This window comes from Nonomuraea sp. AD125B (assembly GCF_041402765.1).
Lineage (GTDB): Bacteria > Actinomycetota > Actinomycetes > Streptosporangiales > Streptosporangiaceae > Nonomuraea > Nonomuraea bangladeshensis.
This window is the reverse complement of the sequence record NZ_JBGLOU010000002.1, coordinates 742735-763935: the sequence shown is the minus strand read 5'-3', so window position 1 is coordinate 763935 and position 21201 is coordinate 742735. Positions and strand designations below refer to the sequence as shown.

The 21201-nt window shown below is 72.9% G+C and carries 22 protein-coding genes; 2 read left to right on the top strand and 20 right to left on the bottom strand.

Going from position 1 to position 21201, the window contains the following annotated elements; all coding sequences use genetic code 11:
* Nucleotides 1-2: 2 nt before the first annotated feature.
* Both ACBR40_RS08535 and ACBR40_RS08530 read right to left on the bottom strand, forming a co-directional pair.
* Nucleotides 3-458 carry a transcriptional regulator gene (locus ACBR40_RS08535; protein ID WP_344207355.1) on the bottom strand — a complete coding sequence of 152 codons (456 nt, stop codon included), beginning with the start codon at nt 456-458 and terminating at the stop codon, nt 3-5.
* A 33-nt stretch (nt 459-491) separates the two neighbouring features.
* Nucleotides 492-1421, bottom strand: coding sequence for an alpha/beta fold hydrolase (locus ACBR40_RS08530; protein ID WP_344207356.1), 930 nt, complete (start codon nt 1419-1421; stop codon nt 492-494).
* 128 nt (nt 1422-1549) lie between these two features.
* On the opposite strand from ACBR40_RS08530, the gene ACBR40_RS08525 reads away from it, so the two are divergent.
* Complete coding sequence (locus ACBR40_RS08525; RefSeq protein WP_371248204.1) at nt 1550-1897, top strand: sigma factor; 348 nt, start codon at nt 1550-1552, stop codon at nt 1895-1897.
* A gap of 208 nt (nt 1898-2105) precedes the next feature.
* Here ACBR40_RS08525 and ACBR40_RS08520 read toward each other — a convergent pair whose 3' ends face one another.
* A complete protein-coding gene (locus tag ACBR40_RS08520) occupies nt 2106-2600 on the bottom strand; it encodes an NUDIX hydrolase (RefSeq protein WP_371248203.1) in 495 nt (164 codons plus the stop codon).
* 232 nt (nt 2601-2832) lie between these two features.
* Between ACBR40_RS08520 and ACBR40_RS08515 the strand changes: the two genes are divergently transcribed.
* Entirely contained in the window at nt 2833-3540 is a 708-nt protein-coding gene (locus ACBR40_RS08515; RefSeq protein ID WP_371248202.1) for a sulfotransferase family protein, read from the top strand.
* 146 nt (nt 3541-3686) lie between these two features.
* Here the strand turns inward: ACBR40_RS08515 and ACBR40_RS08510 are convergent, their stop codons facing one another.
* The 17 genes from ACBR40_RS08510 to ACBR40_RS08430 form a co-directional block, all read right to left on the bottom strand.
* Nucleotides 3687-5336, bottom strand: coding sequence for a YncE family protein (locus tag ACBR40_RS08510; protein ID WP_371248201.1), 1650 nt, complete (start codon nt 5334-5336; stop codon nt 3687-3689).
* Between the two features lie 166 nt (nt 5337-5502).
* Entirely contained in the window at nt 5503-6957 is a 1455-nt protein-coding gene (locus ACBR40_RS08505; RefSeq protein ID WP_371248200.1) for an NADH-quinone oxidoreductase subunit N, read from the bottom strand.
* Nucleotides 6954-8453, bottom strand: coding sequence for an NADH-quinone oxidoreductase subunit M (locus ACBR40_RS08500; RefSeq protein ID WP_344207363.1), 1500 nt, complete (start codon nt 8451-8453; stop codon nt 6954-6956). The genes ACBR40_RS08505 and ACBR40_RS08500 overlap by 4 nt, the downstream gene beginning before the upstream one ends.
* 4 nt (nt 8454-8457) lie before the next feature.
* The gene (locus tag ACBR40_RS08495) at nt 8458-10395 is read right to left on the bottom strand and encodes an NADH-quinone oxidoreductase subunit L (protein WP_371248199.1); all 1938 of its coding nucleotides are present in this window, start codon (nt 10393-10395) and stop codon (nt 8458-8460) included.
* Complete coding sequence (locus tag ACBR40_RS08490; RefSeq protein WP_344207366.1) at nt 10392-10694, bottom strand: NADH-quinone oxidoreductase subunit K; 303 nt, start codon at nt 10692-10694, stop codon at nt 10392-10394. Before ACBR40_RS08490 ends, ACBR40_RS08495 begins: the two co-directional genes overlap by 4 nt.
* Nucleotides 10691-11251 (bottom strand): NADH-quinone oxidoreductase subunit J, encoded by a 561-nt coding sequence (locus ACBR40_RS08485; RefSeq protein WP_371248198.1) that lies wholly within the window; start codon nt 11249-11251, stop codon nt 10691-10693. The genes ACBR40_RS08490 and ACBR40_RS08485 overlap by 4 nt, the downstream gene beginning before the upstream one ends.
* A 14-nt stretch (nt 11252-11265) precedes the next feature.
* The gene (locus ACBR40_RS08480) at nt 11266-12237 is read right to left on the bottom strand and encodes a complex I subunit 1 family protein (RefSeq protein ID WP_371248197.1); all 972 of its coding nucleotides are present in this window, start codon (nt 12235-12237) and stop codon (nt 11266-11268) included.
* On the bottom strand, nt 12230-13384 hold the full coding sequence (locus ACBR40_RS08475; RefSeq protein ID WP_371248196.1) for a hypothetical protein: 1155 nt from the start codon (nt 13382-13384) through the stop codon (nt 12230-12232). The genes ACBR40_RS08480 and ACBR40_RS08475 overlap by 8 nt, the downstream gene beginning before the upstream one ends.
* Nucleotides 13375-13725 carry an NADH-quinone oxidoreductase subunit A gene (locus ACBR40_RS08470; RefSeq protein ID WP_344207371.1) on the bottom strand — a complete coding sequence of 117 codons (351 nt, stop codon included), beginning with the start codon at nt 13723-13725 and terminating at the stop codon, nt 13375-13377. Before ACBR40_RS08470 ends, ACBR40_RS08475 begins: the two co-directional genes overlap by 10 nt.
* Nucleotides 13726-13739: 14 nt before the next feature.
* Entirely contained in the window at nt 13740-14132 is a 393-nt protein-coding gene (locus tag ACBR40_RS08465; RefSeq protein ID WP_344207372.1) for a sensory rhodopsin transducer, read from the bottom strand.
* Nucleotides 14133-14425: 293 nt separating this feature from the next.
* Complete coding sequence (locus tag ACBR40_RS08460) at nt 14426-15283, bottom strand: GNAT family N-acetyltransferase (protein WP_371248195.1); 858 nt, start codon at nt 15281-15283, stop codon at nt 14426-14428.
* Complete coding sequence (locus ACBR40_RS08455) at nt 15280-16254, bottom strand: hydroxyacid dehydrogenase (protein WP_371248194.1); 975 nt, start codon at nt 16252-16254, stop codon at nt 15280-15282. Before ACBR40_RS08455 ends, ACBR40_RS08460 begins: the two co-directional genes overlap by 4 nt.
* On the bottom strand, nt 16238-17254 hold the full coding sequence (locus ACBR40_RS08450; RefSeq protein WP_371248193.1) for a dihydrodipicolinate synthase family protein: 1017 nt from the start codon (nt 17252-17254) through the stop codon (nt 16238-16240). Before ACBR40_RS08450 ends, ACBR40_RS08455 begins: the two co-directional genes overlap by 17 nt.
* Complete coding sequence (locus tag ACBR40_RS08445) at nt 17254-18276, bottom strand: NAD-dependent epimerase/dehydratase family protein (RefSeq protein ID WP_371248192.1); 1023 nt, start codon at nt 18274-18276, stop codon at nt 17254-17256. Before ACBR40_RS08445 ends, ACBR40_RS08450 begins: the two co-directional genes overlap by 1 nt.
* Entirely contained in the window at nt 18276-19121 is an 846-nt protein-coding gene (locus ACBR40_RS08440; protein WP_371248191.1) for a carbohydrate ABC transporter permease, read from the bottom strand. The genes ACBR40_RS08445 and ACBR40_RS08440 overlap by 1 nt, the downstream gene beginning before the upstream one ends.
* Complete coding sequence (locus ACBR40_RS08435; protein WP_344207378.1) at nt 19118-19972, bottom strand: sugar ABC transporter permease; 855 nt, start codon at nt 19970-19972, stop codon at nt 19118-19120. The genes ACBR40_RS08440 and ACBR40_RS08435 overlap by 4 nt, the downstream gene beginning before the upstream one ends.
* The gene (locus ACBR40_RS08430) at nt 19972-21195 is read right to left on the bottom strand and encodes a sugar ABC transporter substrate-binding protein (RefSeq protein WP_371248190.1); all 1224 of its coding nucleotides are present in this window, start codon (nt 21193-21195) and stop codon (nt 19972-19974) included. Before ACBR40_RS08430 ends, ACBR40_RS08435 begins: the two co-directional genes overlap by 1 nt.
* Nucleotides 21196-21201 lie beyond the last annotated feature (6 nt).

Sequence of the window (21201 nt, the reverse complement as noted above, 5' to 3'; positions counted from 1 at the left end):
CCTTAACGGCGTAGCGGATGACGGGCCGCGAGGTTCTGCAGCCACGTCAGGGAGTCGTGGGCGGCCTTGATGCGCTCGGTGCGGTGCCCGTCGCCGCCCACGATGTCGAGCCCTTCGTCGGCGATCTCGCCGAACGCGCTCAGGCTGTCGAGCTTGCGCTGGATGACCTTCTGCCAGGCGTCGTCCTCGATGCGGTAGTAGGAGACGCGATCGCCGGGCCTTCTCACCTTCTTGACCAGGCCGATGGCGGTGAGGAAGCGCATGTTCGAGGTGAGCGAGGCCCGGCTGGCCTGGATGACGTCCGCGATCTGGCCGGCGGACTGCTCGGCCGGGTCGCAGATCATGAGCCAGCCGAGGATGCGTCCGGTGATGGGCGGCAGCCCCCACTCCTCGACGCAGAAGGCGGCCACCCGCTCCACCCAGCGGAGCTGCCGGTCCTGCGTTTCCTCAGTGCTCATCGTCGCGTCCTCCGTTGTTGATCGTGTGCCGGTTCACTGTGTCATGGCGGCCACCGACTCGTACGTGGGTGTCGGGGTGATGTCCGCGAGCCGGGTCCTGCGCAGGTAGAGGTCGAACCAGTCGATCGCGAGCGCCATCGCCTCCTCCAGGCCGGGGCCGGTGTAGAGGCCGAGCACGTCGTACGGCAGGACCGCGAGCCGCTTGGGCTCGCCCGCCCTGGCGAAGGCGCTCTGCGCCTCCTCCAGCATGTGGTACGGGTCCCAGCCGCCGTTCGCGATCATCAGCAGCGGCGTCGGCGCGAGCCGGTGGATGAGGTTCTCCGGCGCGAAGGTGAGCAGGTGCTCGGCCGAGTCGAGGGCCTTCTCGTTGCGGTAGGTGGGGAACAGGCGCGTCGACATGTCCGGGGTGTCCTTCACGCTGTCGCCCTCCAGCGTCAGGTGCGGCACGCGCGCGCTCTGCCCGCCTTCGTAGCGCCGCTGCCAGTCCTGCTGCAGCTGGTCGCGCAGCGCTTGGACGCCGGCACGGCCGAGGAGGCGTTCCATGTACCGCCATCCGTTCCACACGCTGGGGCTCTGCACGACGACGCACTTGATGCGCCGATCGAGCACGGCGGCCTGGGTGGCGACCGAGCCGCCGATGCTCACCCCCCACACCCCGATCCGATCCGGCTGCACTTCGGGACGGGTCTGCAGGTAGGACACGGCGCTGCGGAAGTCCTCGACCTGGCGCTCCGGGTAGTCCAGGCCGCGCGGCTCGCCCTCGCTGGAGCCGACCGTCCGGTAGTCGATGGCCAGCACGGCGAAGCCGGCCTTCACGAAGTACGGCGCGAAGAACGCCAGCGCCTCCTTGACCATCACCCCGCTGTGGCCGAGCACGAGCCCGGGGACGGGGTCGCTCGTCTCGGGCAGGTAGAGGTCGCCCGCGCAGCGGGTGCCGAGGCTGTTGAAGGTCACGTGTTCCATGGGTTGCTCCACGCTTGGTTGCTAGTTATTTCAAACATGACTGAAATAGCTAGCAATGTCAATCCAAGAAGGGGAGTGACCCAACCATCTGCCGATCACGGGCGTCGGTACGGGCGAGAGGAGTCATCTTGGACCCCAATGACAGCTTCCGCGAGTTCATGGCCGCTCATCAGCAGTCGCTGATGCGGACGGCCTACCTGCTCACGGGGGACGCCCACCTGGCCGAGGACCTGCTGCAGAGTGTGCTGCTGAAGGTGCTGCGCCGCTGGCCCAAGCTGGCGGACGTCGCCAATCCGCAGGCGTACGCCCGCAAGGCCCTGGTCAACCAGTACATCTCCTGGCGCCGGCGCCTGGCCAGGGTGACCGAGCTGCCGAGAGCCGAGCCGCCGGATCGGCCGTATTCCACCGAGGATTCCACGGTTGTCCGGATCGTCATGCTGCGAGCCGGCCCTGGCCAAGCCCCTGGTCTGCCATGAGCGCGACGATGACGCGCCCGCACCGAGCCTCGACCCGCCGTACGTTCCCTTCACGGCCTACGCGGTGAACGTCGAGACCGGCCAGGCCAGAAAACTCGCCACCTACACTGCCCAAGGCTTCTTCCACCTCGTGCTCCCGGGCTTCCCCGGCACCCTGTGACGGATCATCTACGGGGCAAGAAAGCATCAGCTGGGGAGGGGCTGTTCGTCACCGAGGTGGGCGGCCGAGGCAGCGGCGCAGGGCTTCTCGCCCGCCTGGGACGAAGGGCCCTCGCTCGACCACCTCCCGCAGGTCGAGCTCGGTGAGCCAGGCATGCCAGGCGATCTCGGACGGGTCCGGAGTCAACGGCTCGGTGATCAGAGCCTCGTGCACCCCGAACCAGACAGGGCCGATCCCGTCCCGGCACAGGAACTTGAACAGGAAGCGGACCGGGACGCCGGTGCCCAGCTCCTCGACCAGTTCGCGGGCCGCCGCGTCCTCATAGGATTCGCCTACGCCCACGGCACCGCCGACCATCACGTCATAGTGGCCGGGAAAGCGGACATGCCCCTCGGCTCGGCGCAGCACGAGGATCCGCCCCGTCGGATCGCGGCAGATCGTCGTCGCGATCCGATGCATCCACCGCCGGCGCACCGCCTCCGCGCGCTCCACGACTTCCAGCACGCGGTCCTGTTCATCCACCCGCTCGACCAGCTCACCCATGCGGCACACGGTCGCACAGGCCACTGACAAGCCCTTGGTGGCGGCCCTGCCCATCGCTGCAGGTCAGGCAAGTCCGATGGAAATTTCCCCGGGACTACAGCGAGGCCGAGGAGGGCGGCCTGACGCTCACCGTGGAGCTGCCCGCGAGCTGACTTCTCCTCAAGGCATTGCCGTGACCAGGATCACACCACCATGATCGTGTGCGACCGACATCCCCCATGGAGGAACGACCATGCTGACTGTGATCGGCGCGGGCTTCCCGCGCACCGGCACGAGCTCGATGAAGGCGGCGCTGGAGAGGCTGGGGTTCGGGCCCTGCCATCACATGTTCGACGTGGGGTCCGACCCCGACCGCGCCCGGCGCTGGGCGCCCCTGGCCGACCCGGCCGTGGTGCCCGACTGGGAACACGTCTTAGAGGGCTTCCGCTCCTCGGTCGACTGGCCGGCCGCGTTCTTCTGGCGCGAGCTGGCGCAGGCATACCCGCAGGCCAAGGTGGTTCTCACCGTACGCGACCCGCACACCTGGATCGCGAGCATGCAGACGCTCATCGCCAACGGCCCGGCCCGCCTGCAGAGCGAGAACCTGGCGCCCGAGATGACCGGGCTGGTGGAGAACATGAACACCACCCGCCCGCTGCTCGAGCGCATGATCAGGGAAGGGCTCGGCAGCGACAAGCCCTTCGGCGTGCCGCTCGACGAGAAGGACAGCCTGCTGGCGTTCGAGCGGCACGTCGCCACGGTGAAGGCGAGCGTGCCGCCCGAGCGGCTGCTGGTGTTCGACGTGCGCGAGGGCTGGGAGCCGCTGTGCGCGTTCCTGGGCGTGGATGTCCCGGAGGGTGAGCCGTTCCCGCACCTCAACGACAGCAAGGTGATGCAGGAGTCGATCGACCGGCTCATGCAGGGCGAGAACATCGGCCTGCCCTTCCACCCCGCCACCTGACTCACAACGGGCGCGGCGGCTCGATCGTGACGATCCGGGTGGGCACGCCGGTGCGTGACACCCGGCCGTCCGGGGTGACGTGGCCGGCGTCTCCACCGGATCCCTGCCGAGGTGCCCGGCCCTGCGGCCGGGCACCGGTCATCGGGTCACTGGACGATGATCTGATGGGTGGCCTGGGCCGGTCCGGTCCCGCCGTCCCCCGCATAGCTCGCGAGGTAGCTGTACCTGCCGGCGATGACGGGCGTGTCGGTGAACGTGTACGTGCCGTCGGCGTTCACCCTCACCGGCGGGAGCTTCACTGTCCTACCGCTGGTGCCCTTGATGTACAGGGTGCGCTGCACGGTGAGCGTGGAGCCCGGAGAGGGCGGCCTGCCGCCCGAGGTCAGGACGCCGCTCAGTGCCACGGCCGTGCCGGCGACGCCGGACTGCGGCCCTGTCAGGGTGAGCGCGGCTTCGCGCTTGACCGTCACGGTGACGGAGGCGCTGCTGCGGCGGTGGCTGTCGTCGCCGTCCCAGAACACCCAGTAGATCACCTCGCCGATGTACGGCGGCAGTTCGAAGACGGGCGTGTCCTGGAAGGTGAACGTGCCGTCCTGCCGCGTCGTCACGCCGATGATCGGCACTTTCGTCCAGCCAGGCAGGTACTGGATCACCGTGAGTGGCTTGAGCCCGAGCGCCTCGCCGTCGGCGCGGGTGAGCCGCCCCTCGACGGTGATCGGCGAGCCTGCGTACGCGTCCGCGGGGCCCGTCATCGTGAGCTTGGTGGCCGGTAGCGCGACGCCCGTCACCCGCCACAGCAGCAGCCGGTCCGTGGAACTGCGCAGCAGCGCGAAGACGTCCGTGCCGGAGAACGCGACGCCGTCCGGGAGCAGTTCGGCGTCCGGCTGGTCGGCCGCGAAAAGCTCCGCGCCCGTCGCGGCGTCGTAGAGGGTGAGGTCGGTGCCGCCCCACTGGCGTCCGGCCGCGACGTACGCGCCGTCCGACCCGAGCGCCACGGCGGACGGGTACCCGTCCCAGCCGTCGCCATAGGTGCCGGTCGCCGCCAGGGTCCCGGTGTCGTACCTGGTGAAGTGACCGGGAGTGTCTGCCGCGCTGAACAGGGTGCCGCCGTCGGAGCTCAGGGTGAGGTCGCGCAGGGAGTCGATGCGCCACTTCGCGCCATCGATCGTGCCGCGCAGCGTGGGGGCGCCGTCGCCGAGGTCGTAGACCAGCATGTCGGCGTGGTGCAGGGCGGTCTGGCCGACCACGAGCGTGTCGCCGGCGGCCGCGAGCACGGGAGGCCGCAGGTGCTCGCCCCCAACCGCCACGGGCGCCGGGGCGCTCACGCTGAGATCCAGGCCGACGACGCCGCCGGGGCCGTTGTCGCATCCGTGCCCCACCCACAACCGCTCGCCCAGCAACGCCAGGGTGGACGGGCACGGGTGGGCCGACAGGTCGATCCGGCGGGTGACGGCGAGGCTCGCGGTGTCGATCTCGGCGACCTCGTTCGAGCCGGTGAGAGCCGCGTACAGGCGGGTGCCGTCCGCGTTCACGGCCAGCTCTTGGACGCCGGGCAGGCCGGTGACGACGCCGCCGGTGAGGTTTCCGTCAGTGCCGGCCACGATGATGCGGTCGCCGACGGGGACGAACACCCGGCCGCCGCCGACGGCCAGGTCGGCGGTGTAGGAGTCGGTGACCCCGAGGTCGGTGGTGGTGCCGGCCGCCGAGGCGGCGGGGGTCGTGACGGTGAGCAGGCCGGCGATCAGGCCGGCGGTTCCGCAGTAAGCGGCTAATCGGCGAACCAGGGATGGGGACACGAGAGCCTCCCGCCGGGACGGGAACATGTGTTCTAAATAACGTCTCATAGGTGCTCCCACGTCAAGATCATCCGGTCGCGCGACACCAAACCGTGATCAAGCATCCTCCAGCGTTCGAGACCGGGACGATCCCGCGGCAAGCTCAAGGGCACGATGGGGACGACGGCTACTGAAATTTCGCGTCAGGGCAGGTCAGCGACAGCCGTTGGCCTTTCGGGACCTCTTGCAGGAAGGGCAGTACGGCTCCGCCCACGACGCCCAGGGCGAGCGAGAGTGCGCCGGCGACGTACGCGACCACGGCGGGCCAGGAGCGCCGGCCGGCATGAGGGGGCTCGGCGACGGGTGAGGGGGCGGGCCGGAAGAGCGGGGTGAGCCAGCGCAGGTAGTAGAAGAGGGAGGCCACGGTGTTGACGACGGCGAGCACGGCGAGCCAGGCGTAGCCACCGTCCATCGCGGCGCTGAAGACCCCCAGCTTGCCGAGGAAGACGCCGGTGGGCGGGGTGCCGACCAGGCCGAGCAGGCAGACGACCAGGACGGCCGCCAGGCCGGGACGGCGGCGGGCGAGCCCGCGGTAGTCGTCGATGACGCGGGCACGGGGGAGCTCGGCCACCACGGCGAACGCGCCCAGGTTGGTCAGGGCGTAGGCGGCCAGATAGAACAGCAGGGCCGGCCGGGCCAGCTCGCTGCGGGTGGCGACGGCGACGGCCATCAGCAGGTAGCCGACCTGGCTGATGGCGGAGTAGGCCAGCAGGCGCGTGACGGAGGCCTGAAAGAACGCCGCCAGATTGCCCAGCGTCATGGAGGCGGCGGCGAGCACGGCGATCAGCAGCGGCCAGTCGACGCCGGAAGGCAGGGCCTGGTGCAGGAACCGGTGGGCGGCGATCAGCGCGCCGATCTTGGGCAGGGTGGTGACGTAGGCGGCGATCGGCGCGGTGGCCCCCTCGGCGACGTCGGGCACCCAGAAGTGCGCCGGTACGGCGCCGGCCTTGAACAGCACCCCGGCCAGCACCGCGACAAGCCCGGCGGCGACCAGGGCGTGCGGGGCGGCGGGCAGCCCCGCACGCAGGCCGGCGTACAGGGTGGCGTGGCCCGCGCCGTAGAGCGCGGCCACCCCGGCCAGCATGACGGTGCCCAGCAGCGCTCCCATCAGGTAGTACTTCAGTGCGGCCTCGGTGCCGGCGTCGTCCTTGGCGAAGCCGGCGAGGGCGTAGGCGGGGACGCTGGCCAGCAGGTAGCCGGCGAAGAGCATCAGCAGGTCGGCGGCGCCGATCATGGCGAGGGTGCCGGCGCCGGTCAGGAGCAGCAGCACGTAGTACTCGGCCTCACGCCTGTCCCGGCGCATCCTGGTCGCGGACATGCCGCAGACCAGCAGCAGGGCGAGGAGAACGATCAGCCGCCCCGCCGCGGTGGCCGTGTCGACGGCGAAGGTGCCCGAGAACACCGTACGCGCCCGCCCGGGAGCGCCGGCGGCCGCGCCGATGCCGGTCACGCAGGCCGCGGCGGCCAGTGCCGCGACGATCCACTGGCGGCGGCGGGGCAGCCAGGAGCCGATGAGCAGCCCGGCGACGGCCGCGGCGAGGAGCGCGAGTTCGGGGGCGAGGGCGAGCAGGTCCTCCTTCACCGGGAGACCAGCCCCACCAGGACCCGGCCGGCGGGCTCGACCACGTCCAGCAGCAGGCGCGGCGCGACGCCGATGACCAGGGCGAGCGCCAGCAGCGGCACGATGGACCACGTCTCGGCGGCGGCCAGGTCGCGGAAGCCGTGCGCGCCGACGGACGGCGGCAGGCGTACGGACCCCAGGAACATGCCGCGCAGGGCGCGCAGGAACAGCGCGGCGGTGATGACGATGCCGGTCAGGGCCACGGCGGTGGCGACCGCCTGGGAGGCCAGGCTGCCGGTGAAGATCTGGAACTCGGCGATGAAGCCGGAGAAGCCGGGAATGCCGAGGCTCGCGAACGCCGCGACGCCCGTGGCGGCGGCCAGCCTCGGCGACGGCCCGGCCAGACCGGAGTAGGCGGCCATCTCGTAGGTGGCGCCCCGGTCGTACAGCACGCCGGCGATCAGGAAGAGGGCGCCCGTGATCAGGCCGTGGCTCACCATCTGGGTGACCGCACCGGTGACGGCGAGGGCGCGGGCCTGCGCGTCGGTGCCGGCCAGCACGCCCGCCGCGCCGGCCGCGAGGATGACGTACCCCATGTGGTTGACGGAGGTGTAGGCGATCATCCGTTTGAAGTCGGTCTGGGCCAGGGCCACCAGCGCTCCGTAGACGGCGCTGACGGCGCCGACGACGACGAAGACCAGGGCGTGGTCACGCCAGCTGCCCGGCAGCAGCGGCATCGCGATGCGCACCAGGCCGTAGGTGCCCATCTTCAGCAGGATCCCGGCGAGGATGGCCGACCCGGCGGCCGGGGCCTCGGTGTGCGCGGGCGGCAGCCAGGTGTGGAAGGGCACCGTAGGCGTCTTGACGGCCAGGCCGACGCCGACCGCGAGCAGCACCAGGGCCGCGTACGTGCCCTGCCCGGCCAGCGGGTTGGCCCGCGTCAGCTCGACCAGGTCGAAGGTGTGCGGCGTGGCCGCCAGGTACAGCCCGATGAAGCCCAGCAGCAGGGCGAGCGAGCCGACGAACGTGTAGAGGAAGAACTTCAGCGCCGCCGCCCGTCCCCGCTCGCCGTGGCCCCAGCCGGCGATGACGAAGAACATGCCGACGATCGACAGGTCGAAGAAGACGAAGAACAGGATGAGGTCCTGCGCGGCGAACAGCCCCAGGCAGACCGTCTGCAGGAACAGGAACAGGCACACGTACGAGCGGACCCGGCGTTCCTCGCGCAGCGAGTAGGCGGCCACGGCGAGGAAGAGCAGACACGTCAGCGCCACCAGCGGCAGCGACAGGCCGTCCACGCCGACGTGGTAGCTCACCCCGGCGCCGGGGATCCAGCGCAGCCGCTGCTCGTACTGCAGTCCGCCGCCGGTCCGGAACCCGAGCCACGCGACGACGACGAGCAGCAGGTCGGCGGCCGCGACGGCGATCCACACCCGGAGGTACGTACGGTCGCGCAGCCGTACGAGCAGCAGCGCGGCACACGCCGCCAGCGGCAGGAAGACGATGACGCTCAGCACCCGGTCACCCCGTCAGCAGCACGAGAAGGAGCAGCACCGCGAGGCCGATCACGGCCTGGGCGTAGTACTGGTGCAGCAGCCCGGTCTGCGGGCGGCGCGCCCACCGGCCGAGCCGGCGCGCCCCGGCGGCGACCGCGCCGACCAGGGCGTCGATGCCGCCGTCGTCGGTGCGGGCCGACAACCGGGCCGCCGCCAGACCCGCCCGCGCGACGCCGTGGACCGCTCCGTCCACGCGGCGATCGTCGAACCGGGCCGCCAGCCGGGCGGTGGACAGGCCGTCGAGGGCCAGCCGCCGCACCGCCGCGTCGATGACGCGGTCGTCGATGCCCGCCAGGAGCCGGGCCAGCGCCGTCACGGGCCGGACGACCAGCGCACGGGCGGCCCGTTCCAGCCCCAGCCACCCGGCCGCCCAGCCGATCGCGGGCAGCGGGCGCGGCCCCCGCCGCCAGGCGAACGCCGCGGCGGTCAGGGCGGCGCCCGCCGACAGCGCGACCTCCCACGGCCGCGGGGAGTGCCCTCCGGCATCGCCCACCAGCGTGCGCAGGCGGTCGGCCGGTCCGGGAAGCGCGAGCACCCCCAGTGTGGCGGCGGCGCACGCCAGCACCGGCAGCGGTGCCCTCATGAGCCGGGTGACGCGGCGGGTGCCCGGCCGTTCGGTGTCGTAGCCGTCGGCGGCGTCGGGCGGCAGCGGCCGCCAGACGTACCAGAGGGCTTTGACGCTGTAGAGGGTCGAGACGACGGCCGCCGCCAGGCCCACCGCGTACAGCCCCCAGCCGTGTGCGCGGGCGGCGGCCAGCACCTCGTCCTTGGCGGCCCACAGCGACAGCGGTGGCAGCCCCGCCAGGGTGAGCGCCCCCACCGTGAAGGCGGCGCCGACCACGGGGTGGGTACGGGCGGCGCCGCGCAGCGCGGGCAGCCGCTTGGTGCCCAGTGCGGACAGCCAGGCCCCGGCGGCCAGGAACAGCCCGGCCTTGGTCGCGGCGTGTGCGACGAGCTGCGTCGTCCCGGCGGCGACGGCGGCGCAGCCCGCACCGAGCACCATGAAGCCGACCTGCGCCGCGGTGGAGGCCGCGAGGAGCTGTTTCAGGTCTGTCTGGGCGACGGCGACGAGTCCCAGGAGCAGCGCGGTGCCCGCGCCGGCCCACGCCACCAGCGGTCCGGCCCAGCCGGTGGCGGCCTGTAGCGGCGCGAGCCGCAGCAGCAGGTACGCGCCGGCCGCGACCATGGCGGCCGAGTGCAGCAGAGCGGAGACCGGGCTCGGGCCCTCCATCGCCCGCGACAGCCAGAAGGAGAACGGCAGTTGCGCGGACTTGCCCAGCGCCGCGACCACCACCCCGGCGGCGGCCACGTGCAGCCACGGGGACGCGGCCGTGGGCAGGGCGTCCAGACGCAGCGTGCCGACGCCGCCGGCCAGGGCGGCGCCGGCCGCGAGGTACAGGCCGAGGTCGGCGGTCCGCGTGGTGAGGAAGGCGACGCCCGCGGCCCGTGCCCGCTCCGGCTCCTGCCACCGGTAGCCGATGAGCGCCCAGCTCGTGGCGCCCATCGCCTCCCACGCCATGAGCAGCGGCGGCAGCGTGGTCGCCGTGACGGTGACCATCATGGACCCGGCGAACAGCAGCATGAGCCCGAAGAAGCGCCCCCGGTTCGCCTCCCGCCCGAGCTCGCCGGCCGCGTACACCAGCACGGCGACGGTGACGGCGGCGACGGTGACCGCCGTCACGGCCGACAGGCCGTCCACCCGCAGCCCGGCCTCGATCCCCGCCAGCAACGGCGCGCTCGCCGCGGGCCGCAGCAGCGCCGCGGCGACGGCCAGGACGAGCGTCACCACGGCGGCGGCGACGCCCAGGGCCGGCGCCTGCCGGTTCCAGCGGCGGCCGGTGACGCCGAGCAGCGCTCCGGCGGCCAGCGGTACGGCGGCCAGCGCCCAGGCGAGGGCGCTCACTCCTTGAGGTCCTTGGCCATGTCGGTCATGTCGACCTGCCGGGCGCGGTAGATGGCGGTGGTGACGGCGAAGCCCATCGCCATCTCGACGGCCATCGCCACGACCGCCGTCACGACGATCACCTGCCCGCCGGCCGCCGGCGCCAGGAACCGCCAGAACGCGGCGGCGCCGACGACGACTCCGCCGATCATCAGCTCGACCCCCATCATGATCATGACGATGGACTGCTGGGACAGCGCCCCGAACAGGCCGATCGCGAACAACCCCGCCGCGAGCAGCAGGAACAGCTGCAGGTTCACCAGCCCACCCCTCCGCCCGCCGGATCGTCGGCCGGCCGCCGGTCGAGGTCGTCGCCGAACCGGTCGTAGCGGCCCCGCCGGGTCGCCAGCGCCGTGGCGCCCACCATCGTCGCCAGCAGCACGAACCCCAGCGTCATCATCGTCAGCATCTGCCCGCCCATCAGCGACGCGCCGAGCTGGAACGTCGTGTCCGCAGGCGGGACGGCGACCGGGGCCGGCCACGGCACGAGCAGGATCCCGGCGGCCAGGGCCAGGAAGACGCCGGCGCTGATGGCCAGCGCGCCGCGCTTGTTGTGCAGCATCGACATGGGCATGAGGCCGCCGGGGTTCATCATGTACGCGACCATGAACACGGCCATGATCACCATCTCCATGACCATCATCAGCACGACCACGACCCCCAGGTACGGCAGCCCCAGCAGCACCAGCTCGCCGCCGACGCAGATCAGCGCCGCCAGCAGCGCGAACGTCGCCCGCGCCATCGAGGCGACGCGGAACACCAGCGCGCCCCCGGCCAGCGCCGCCACGGCCGGCACCCAGAACAGCGCCGACTCCATCGGCGATCCCCCTCTCACAGCACGACCAGCGCCGGGACCAGCGCCTGAAGGACGCTCAGGGGCAGCAGCACGACCCAGGCCACCTCCATGTACCGGTCGGCGCGGACCACCGGCAGCCGCCTGCGCGCCCACACCAGCAGCGCGAGCACGGCCACGGTCTTGACCAGCGACCACGCCCATCCGGGCAGCCAGGGCCCGGCGCCGCCCCCGAGGAACAGCGGCACCGCCATGGCCGACCCCGCGGCCAGCCACAGCCACCGGCCCGCCGACAGCAGCAGCCGGTCCGGCCCGGACGTCTCAGCGAACACGCCCCCGGCGATGTCGCCGCCGGCCGGGTAGGCGAACGGGCCCGTGAAGCTGAACGCCAGCACGCTCCCGAGATGGACGGCGAACGCCACCGGCATCCACACCGCGAACCACAGCCCGCCCTGCGCGGCGGCGATGTCCCCGATCCGCAACGACTGCGCCCCGATGGCCGGCGTCATCAGCGCGAGCATCAGCGGCAGTTCGTACGCCAGTCCCTGGGCGAGATAGCGGTAACCGCCGACCAGGCTGAACGCGGCGTTCGGCCCCCATCCGGCCAGCCACAGCCCGGCCCAGGTCAGCACCTCCATCGCGTTGAACCACACCAGCCCCACGGACAGGCCGGAGATCGCGAACGGCCCCAAGGGCACGACCACGACCGACAGCACGGCCGCGACCGGCACCGTCACCACGCCGATCCGCCACAGCGGGACGTCGGGCGCGGGCAGCCGGCGCGGCTGCTCCACCAGCAGTCGTGGCACCTCCAGCAGCGGACGCGCCACCGCGGACAGGGTGACGGGCCGCCCCGCCGCACGCGCGGACAGCGCGCCGTCACCGGCGACCGCGAGCAGCGCGAGGGCCACCAGGAGGGCCGGGGCGGCGAGCACGCTCCACCAGGGCGCGGCGTCACTCAGGAGGGCCGGGGCGGCGAGCACGCTCCACCACGGCGCGGCGTCACTCATGAGCCGTCCCCACAGGGCGGGCCGCCGCCTCGTCCGGGTCAGGATCGAGGCTGGCGACGATCAGCCGGGCCGCGGCCAGTTCGGCGCCCTCCAGGAGGCGCGGCAGCAGCGAGGCCAGCGTTGCCGACGGCCCCCTCGGCGCGGACAGCGGGCCGCGCGGGGGCTCGTGGCGGGCCGGATCGAGCGGGGCGCGCTCCTCCAGCCGGTCCACGTCCTCCAGGACCGCCGTCAGCCAGAGCCGATAGCGGGCCGGGACGTCGCCGTCCGCCCGCGCCGCCGGCCCGGCGACGCCCGCCGCCGCGGCTTCGCGCGCGGACAGCGGGCCCAGGCCACGGGTCAGCCAGTACAGGGTGCGCGAGTTGCCGACCCGCCGGGCGAGGCGGGCCGCGCGTGGCGAGACGGTCTCGCGGCTCGCTCCGTCCAGCAGGTCGTCACGCAGCCGGCGGGCGCTCGTGGCCGCCGCCGGCCATCCCGCGACGGCGAGGAACCGTCCGAGGCTGTCGAGATGCGCGGCCGCCCGGCGGCGGGCCGCCTCCCCGGCCTGGACCCGCTCGCCCGCGGCGGCCCGCGCCCACGGCTGCGTCCAGAAGGAGGCTGCGGGCGGCACGAGGCACGCGGGCGGACCCGCGACCTCGGCCCGCTGGACGACGTCGCCCTGCAGGGTCACGCGCACCGTCAGCCCGTGCGGCCAGTCGGGCAGGAACGGACCGAGCGACACGTGCAGCCGGTCGAAGGTGAGCCCGTCACGGTCCGGCCCTCGTTCGGCCATCGGCAGCCCCGCCGGCTCGTCGCTGTCGTCGCCTTCCGCGCCGGCGCGCTGTCTCGCTCCGGCATTCTCCCGGCGGGCCAGACGGGCACGAGCGTCCTCGACGGCCGCGGCGACCTCCCGCGGGTCCTCGGCGTGTGCCCGCCGGCGCGGCGCGGGCATGTCCTGCCACAACCGCTCCAGCGCCGCCTCCAGCTCGGAGCAGGCGGGTCCGGCGACGAGCAGGATGTCGGCGTCCGCGGGCGTGAGCGCGACCGGCAGGTCACGCAGGCGAAGCTCCCGTTCCAGGGCCAGCCGTGCCGGCGTCCCGCCGGGCATGCTCGCCAGGAGCACGTGCGGGCGGACGGCCGCCGCGCGCAGCAGCGCGGCGGTCAGGTCCATCGCAGGGCCCCCTCGCGCCACGCGTACACGACGCCGGCCAGCAGGATCGCCAGGAAGGCGAACATCTCGATCACCGCGCTCGCGCCGACGGCGGAGATGACCCTGACCCAGGGGTACATGAACACCATCTCCATGTCGAAGGCGAGGAACAGCATCGTCACCGGGTACCAGCGGACGTGGTACCGGCTCATCGCGTGCTCCGCCGGCTCCCGTCCCGAGTTGAAGGGCGAGGCGGACAGGGGGACGGCGCTCACACGCGACCACCACGACAAGGCGTACAGCACTCCCGCCGCCGCCAGGACGACGGCGAGCAGGGACACGGCGGCGGACAGTCCGTTCATCGGGGCGGCGCGGTTCAGGTGACGGAGGCTGCGGTTCCGGCGGGGAAGGCGATGGTCGACAGCAGGGCCAGGGCGGGCTGGCGGGAGTCGAGGCGGGTGTGCTGCACCACGATGGGCACGTCGCTCACGATCACGCTGGCGTAGTCGCTGCCCACCGGGACGGGCTCGGGCTCCCGCAGGTCGTTGAAGCGCTGGTGCAGCGTCCGCCGGGGCGGCACGACCACGCGGTAGGGGCCCACGGGGTCCCGGTCGGGGAAGAACAGGGTGATCTCGACGTTGGCCGGCGTCGGCCCGGTGTTGAGCAGGCAGGCGGTTTCGTGGCTGGTGAAGGCCCTGCCCTCGCCGGTGCTCTCCGGCGGTATGTAGCCCTCGGCGATGATCCAGGTCGTCCGGCCCAGGTGGTCCACTGCTCGCGTCCCTTCGTCGGTGCGGTGGGAAGCACGATGGTGTCCCCGGCGTCACCGTGTCCCTCCCCCGCTGAGCAGGGACGGAATCCGGTTCACGCCAGGTGGTGGGACCAGGACGGGTCCGAGATCTGCTGCTCGCCGCCGGCGGTCGAGGATCCGGTACGGCTGCGCATCGTCTCGATCGTGGCCGGCCATCAGGGCGGCGCGGCCACCATCGCACAACCCGCTCCGCGGTACCCACCGCAGGACGACCGGACAGGCCGTCAGCACGACTTCCGCATGGCCGAATCCGGCTAGAAGTAGTCCGCCGGCCAGTGGGCGGCGTTCTCCGCGCCCACCACGGGGGCCGGGTCGCCCAGGATCGCACGGGCCATCCCCGTGCGGTCCCGCTCCCGGACGACACTCGCGAACAGGTGCGGCAGGGCCGGCTCGTCCCAGGTCAGCCTGGCCCTGCCGGTACGGATACCCTTGGCCGCCGCCTCGGCGGCCAGCGCGGACAGCACCCCGGGCAGGTCCCCGGCCACCTCCAGCACGTCGAGGACGCCGCCGTCCCATCGCACGGCGGCGTACCCGGCGTCCCCGGCCAGCAGCTCGACCGGGTCGCCGTACCAGATCGGCAGCCGGTCCCGCCAGTGCGCCTCGTCGCGCACGGCGGTCAGCGGACGCCGCGCGTTGTGCCGCTCGTACACTTCCCGCAGGACCGCCGCCTCACCGGCGGGGATCCGGCGCAGCCCCCGCCCGGCCGAGCCGGTGCGGCGCAACGGCCCGGACACGGTCCGCAGCTCGAAGCCGGTCCACTCCTTGTAGACCCCCGGCGTGCCGGTGAACAGCAACGACCAGGCGCAGCCGTCGGCCGCCATCGCCTCGGCCGCCAGCGCCAGCAGCCGCCGGACGTGCCCGCGCCCGCGTACCGACGGGTGGGCGGCGACGTTGGCCACGCCGCCCGCCCGCACCTCGCCGCCCAGGCCGTCGTGCAGCCGGCGCGGCAGGTAGTACACGCAGGCCGACACGTCTTCGGTCACGAACGTCCTGCCGTACCGGCCGGGGTCGGTCTCGTACAGGGGCACCACGTGCGGGGCGTCGAAGCAGGCGGCCCACAGCGCGTGGAGCGCCTCCCGGTCGCCGGGACGGGCGGTGCGCAGGGCCGTCACCCCATCCTCCCCAGCAGCTCCGGCGTCACCTCGTGCGCCAGCGGGACGCCGGCGGCGTACCGGGCGATCTCCTCGACCACCAGCCCGCCCTGGCGGGCCCGGCCCGAATCGGTGCCGGCCGCCTGGTGCGGGGTGAGCAGCGCGTTCGGCAGCGCGCGGAACGGGTGCCCGACCGGCAGCGGCTCCTCGTCGAAGACGTCGATCGCCGCGTCCAGCCGTCCCGAGCGCAGCTCGGCCAGCAGGGCGGCCTCGTCCACCAGCCACGACCTGGCGGTGTTGACCAGCCCGGCGCCGTCGGGCATCAGCGCCAGCTCCCGCGCCCCGAGCAGGTGGCGCGTCTCCGGCAGCGCCGGGGCGTGCACGGCCACGATCCGGCTGGTGGACAGCAGCTCGTCCAGCTCCACGGCGCCCTCGTGGTACGGGTCGGCGACGGTGACCTCGGCGCCGAGCGCGCGGACGAGGTCGAGGTAGGCCCGGCCGGTCCTGGAGGCGCCGATGACGCCGATCGGGCAGCCGAGGATCTCCCGCCTGGCCGGGGCCCGCTCGGCCGCCTCCCACGGCCGGCCGCCGCGCAGGGCGTGGTCGAAGCGGTGCACCTGGTGCAGCAGCGCCAGCGTGAACGTCAGCGCCACTTCGGCGACCGACCGGGCCATGGCCGCGCCCGCCTGCGTCACCCGGACGCCCCGCGCCCACAGCTCGCCGGTGACGAACGGCTTGACCGTCGCTCCGGTGTGCGCGACCAGCCGCAGCCCCGGCGCCCGGTCGAGCAGCTCGGCGGTCAGCGGCGGCACCCCCCACGAGGTCACCAGCACCTCGGTGCCGGGCAGCGCCTCGGGCAGCGCGCGGTGGTCGTCGAGCAGCCGCACGTCCCCCAGGGCCAGCAGGGCGGCGGGGTCGGGGAAGAACTGCGCCCGCAGCGGCGGCGGAACGCTGACCAGGACGCGCACGGCGGCGTCAGCCGAGCCAGGCATCGCGGTGCTCCGCCACGAAGTCGTCGTCGGTCAGCCACGGGTAGGCGGCGCTGACGCGGGTCAGCTCCTCGGCCTGGCCGGGGGACAGGCCCTCGTCCGGGTCGAGGCACCAGGTGCCCGCCAGCAGGCCCTGCCTGCGCAGCACCTCGTGCACGCCGGCGATGCAGCCGGCGAAGGCGTTGGCGCTGTCGAAGACGGCGGCGTTGGCGTCGGTGAGCGCCGTGGCCCGGCCCCACCACCGCGCCGGGTCGTCGCGCAGGCCGTCGACCATCTCCACCGCCGCCCGCGTCCACACCGCCCACTGGCCGAGCAGCCCGCCGGCGAAGCGCAGGCCGCCGGGCAGCTCGGCCAGCAGGTCGCCGACGATGTGGTCGTCGTTGCCCGTGTAGAGCGTGACCTGGTCGGCCCGGTCGGAGGCGGCCACGCCGTGCGCCACGTCCAGCGAGCGGTAGCGGTCGAACGCCGCCACCTTCACCGCGACCGTGGAGGGCTGGTCGGCCAGGGCCCGCCAGAAGCCGCGAGACAACACCGGCCCGCCGATCGCCGCCTGGAGGTAGAAGCCGACGACCGGCAGCACCTCGCCCACGGCCCGCGCCCGCGCCAGCAGGTCGTCCTCGGAGGCGCCCGGCACGACCGGCGAGAGCAGCACGGCGTCGTACCCGAGCGAGGCGGCCAGCTCGGCCTCGGCCACCGCCTGCGCGGTCGGCCCGCACGCCCCGGCGACCAGCACCGGCCGCTCCCGGGCGGACTCACGGGCGGATTCCCGGGCGACGTCGGCGGCCAACCGGAGGACCGGCTCCAGCAGCCCGGCCCCGCGGATCTCGAACTGGGTCGTGTGCACGCCCACGGCCAGGCCGCCGGCCCCCGCCGCCAGGTAGTACCGGGTGAGCCCGGCCTGGCGGCGCTCGTCCAGCGTCCGGTCCGCGGTCAGCGCCAGCGGGTGGGCGGGGATGACGGTCCCCGCGCGCAGGCGCGACAGCGCGGGGTTCGGCGTGGGCATCAGAATCTCCCGTCTCGTACGGCGAACTTGGTGGGCTTGCCCGACGTCGGCAGCCCGGCGGCCAGCCAGTCGGCCTGCCAGTCGATCAGCGTGCCCAGCGGCACGTGCGGGTAGCCGAACAGGCGGTGGCAGAGCGTGGCGTCGTTCAGCAGCGCCGCCCCGGCCTCCGCGCCCTCGAAGGACACCGGCGTGCCGAGGCGCGCGCCGAAGGCGGCGGCCACCCGGCGCACCGAGGCGGTCTCGGGGCCGGTCAGGTTCAGCGTGAACGGCGTGCCCGCCGTCGCGTGGGCCAGCGAGCGCAGCACGACCTCGTTGGCGTAGCCCTGCCAGACCACGTTGACGTGCCCGGTCGTCACGTCCACCGGAGCGCCGGACAGCACCCGCTGCCCGATGTCGGCCAGCACGCCGTACCGCAGGTCCACGGCGTAGTTGAGGCGGACGACCGTCACGGCCGTGCCGCGGGTGGCGGCCGCGTGCTCGAGGACGCGCTCGCGGCCGAGGCAGCTCATCGCGTACTCGCCCACCGGCCCGACCGGGTCGCCCTCGACGCTCCCGCCGGACGACAGGGGCACCAGCGGGTAGACGTTGCCCGTGGACAGCGCCGCGACGCGGGAACCGCCGTACCGCTCGGCGACGCGGGCGGGCAGGGCCGCGTTGACGACCCAGGCCAGGTACGGCGCGGCGGACGTGCCGAACTTCGCCCCGACCATGAAGACCACGTCCGCGGCGTCGGGCAGCGTGCCCAGGTCGCCGTCGAGCAGGTCGAAGGGGACGACGTCCACGCCGTGCGCGGCCAGCGCGCCGGCCGCCGCGCGGTCGGACCACCGGGAGACGGCGAAGACACGGTCGGCGCCGCGCCCGGCGGCGTCCAGGCCGCGCCGGGCCAGGCGGCACAACGTGGGCCCCATCTTGCCCCCGGCGCCCAGCACGACCAGGTCGCCGGAGCCGGCGGCGAGGTCGGCGACGAGCGGCCCGGACGGGCGGGTGAGGTGTTCTTCCAGATCCTCGACGGAGGTGAACATCAGCCCTTGATCCCCGACATCGTGACTCCTTCGGTGAAATAACGCTGGCCGACCAGGTAGGCGGCGAAGATCGGTACGAACGCGACCGTGGCCCCGGCCAGCACGACGCTGAGCGGGACGTTCTCCGTCTGCAGGGAGGCGATGCCCACGGTCAGGGTGCGCATGTCGGCGCCGCCGCCGATGATGAGCGGCCAGAGCAGGTCGTTCCAGTGCCACAGGAAGACGAAGACGCCCAGCGTGGCCAGAATCGGCTTGCACAGCGGCAGGACGATCCTGATGAAGATCCGCCATTCGGAGGCGCCGTCGAGCCGGGCCGCCTCGAACAGCTCGTCCGGCAGGCCCATGATGAACTGCCGCATCAGGAAGACCGCCTGCGCGTTGGCGAGCGTCGGCAGGATCAGCCCCCAGTACGTGTCGACCCCGCCCAGCTCGGCGATGAGCATGAAGGTCGGGATGAGCGTCACGTGGTAGGGCACCATGACCATGGCCAGGAACGACCAGAACATGGGCTCGCGGCCGGGGAAACGTTTCTTGGCGAAGGCGTATCCGGCCAGTGAGGCCAGCAGCAGCACGGCCACCACGCTGACCACGGAGTAGATCAGCGTGTTGACCGTCCAGGTGACCAGGTCGCGCCCGCCCAGCACCTCGCCGTAGCCGCTGAAGTCGACCGGCCAGGGCAGCATGCTCTCCGGGAACGTCACGGCCGTGCCCGGCTTCAGCGACAGCACGACCATCGCGTAGAACGGGAACAGCGTGACCGGCGTGGCGACGGCCAGCAGGACGAACCTGGCCACCTTCCCGGCCCTGGTCGGCTCCAGCGCCTTGTACGGGCGGTATGTCGTCACTTCGACCTCCCGATCATCAGGCGCTGGACCAGCGCGACCACGAGGGTCATGACGAACAGCGCGACGCCGATGGCGCTGGCGTAGCCGAAGTCGAAGTTCTTGAACGCCTGCTCGTACAGGGCCATGACCAGTGTGAAGCTGCCGTGCGCCGGGCCGCCGCCGGTCATCACGTAGACCAGGTCGAACACCTGGAAGGAGTTCGTCGTCTCGATCACGGCGACGAAGAACAGCGCCGGGCGCAGCTGCGGGGCCACGATGTAGCGGAACCGCTGCCAGGTGGAGGCGCCGTCGGTGAGCGCGGCCTCCTCCAGCTCCCGCGGCAGGTCCTGCAGCCGGGCCAGGACGATCAGCATGCCGTAGCCGAACCTGGACCAGACCGAGACGATCACCAGGGCCGGGATGACCAGCGTGGTGGAGGCCAGCCAGGACTGCCCGGTGAGCTTGGTGATCGGCCCCTCGGAGGAGAACAGCCAGGTGAAGACCGTCCCGGCCAGGACCAGGCTGGTGACGACGGGCAGGAAGAAGACCGAGCGGAAGAAGGCGGCCCCACGGAAGGCGCGGCGCACCAGCAGCGCCATTCCCACCGAGGCGGCCATCGACGCCGGTACGTACAGGATCGTGTAGATCAGCGTGATGCGCAGCGACTCCCAGAAGACGGGGTCGGCGGCCATCCGCCGGTAGTTGTCCACGCCGGTCCACTCCGGGCTGGCGCCGATGGAGGAGTCGAAGAACCCCAGCAGCACCCCGGCGACGGACGGGCCGAACCGGAACAGCAGGAAGAGCAGGAGGCACGGCAGGACGAACAGCAGTCCGGTCCGCGCCTCCCACCGCCTGACGTCGATCGCCGCCATCAGCCACCCAGCAGCGCGTCCGCGGCCTTGGCCGCGTCGGCGAGCGCCTGCTCGGGCGTCTTCTTGCCGATCAGCGCGGCCTGGATCTCGGGAGCCAGGACGCCCATCACGTCACGCGCCTTCTCGTGCAGCGGCCCGGCCGTGGTCAGGTCGAGCGCCTTCTCCACCTCGGCCTGCACCGGGTCGGCCGCGTACAGCGAGCCGGTGGACTTGCGCGGGGAGAAGTAGCCGGAGGCCAGGTCGTAGGCCTTGCTCGGGGCGGCCCCGGTGGCGAAGCCGATCCACTTGCCCGCCGCCTCCTTGTGGTCGGACGCCTTGAGCAGGGCCAGCGAGCCGACCGTGCCGTAGGCGACCTGCTTGGCGTCGGTCAGCGGCGGCAGGACCTTGATGTTCTCCTTGCCCCAGAACGACTCGACGTCCGCGGGCAGCTGCTGCCAGGTGCAGGCCACCTTGTTCTGTGCCGTCCTGGTCTGCTCGAACTTGGGCAGCCCGGTCAGCAGGTCCTTCTCCACGTAGCCGCCGTCGGCCAGCTTCTTCAGGAAGGTCAGCGCCTTGACGCCCTCGGCGCCGCCGAAGGCCGCCGCCTTGCCGTCGGGGCTGAACACGTCGCCGCCCGCCTGCCACAGCAGCGGGTAGAACGACTGGTTGAGGGTGGCGGCGGGGTCGGCCCAGTAGTTGGTGACGTCCACGTCCTTGGCCTTGAACGTCGGGGCCAGGGCGAGCACGTCGTCCCAGGTCTTGGGGAACTCGGTGACGCCGGCGGCGTCGAAGGCCTTCTGGTTGCAGACCAGCGGGTTGGCCGACATGAGGATCGGCGCGCCCATGACCTTGCCGTCGATGGTGACCGACTTCAGGGCGTTGTCCCGGTAGTCGGCCTTGTCGGCGAGGTAGACGTCCACCGGCTCCAGCGTCCTGGCGTACTTGGGGAGCTGGTCGGGGATGAGGTAGACCACGTCGGGTGCCTTGTTTCCGGCGATCGCCGTGGACAGCGCCTCGTCGCGCTTGGCCCACGGGTAGATCTCGACCTTGACGTCGATGTTCGGGTTGGCCGCCTCGAACGCCTTGGTCTGCTCGTCCCAGAACGCCTGGTGCTTGGCCTGGTCGGCGATGTTCGGGTAGATCCACATGGTGACGGTCTGCTTCTCGTCGCCTCCTGAGCCGCCGCCGCAGGCGGTCAGCGTGCCGAGGGCGGCCGCAGCGGCGGCCAGCGCGCGCAGTCGCATGATGGT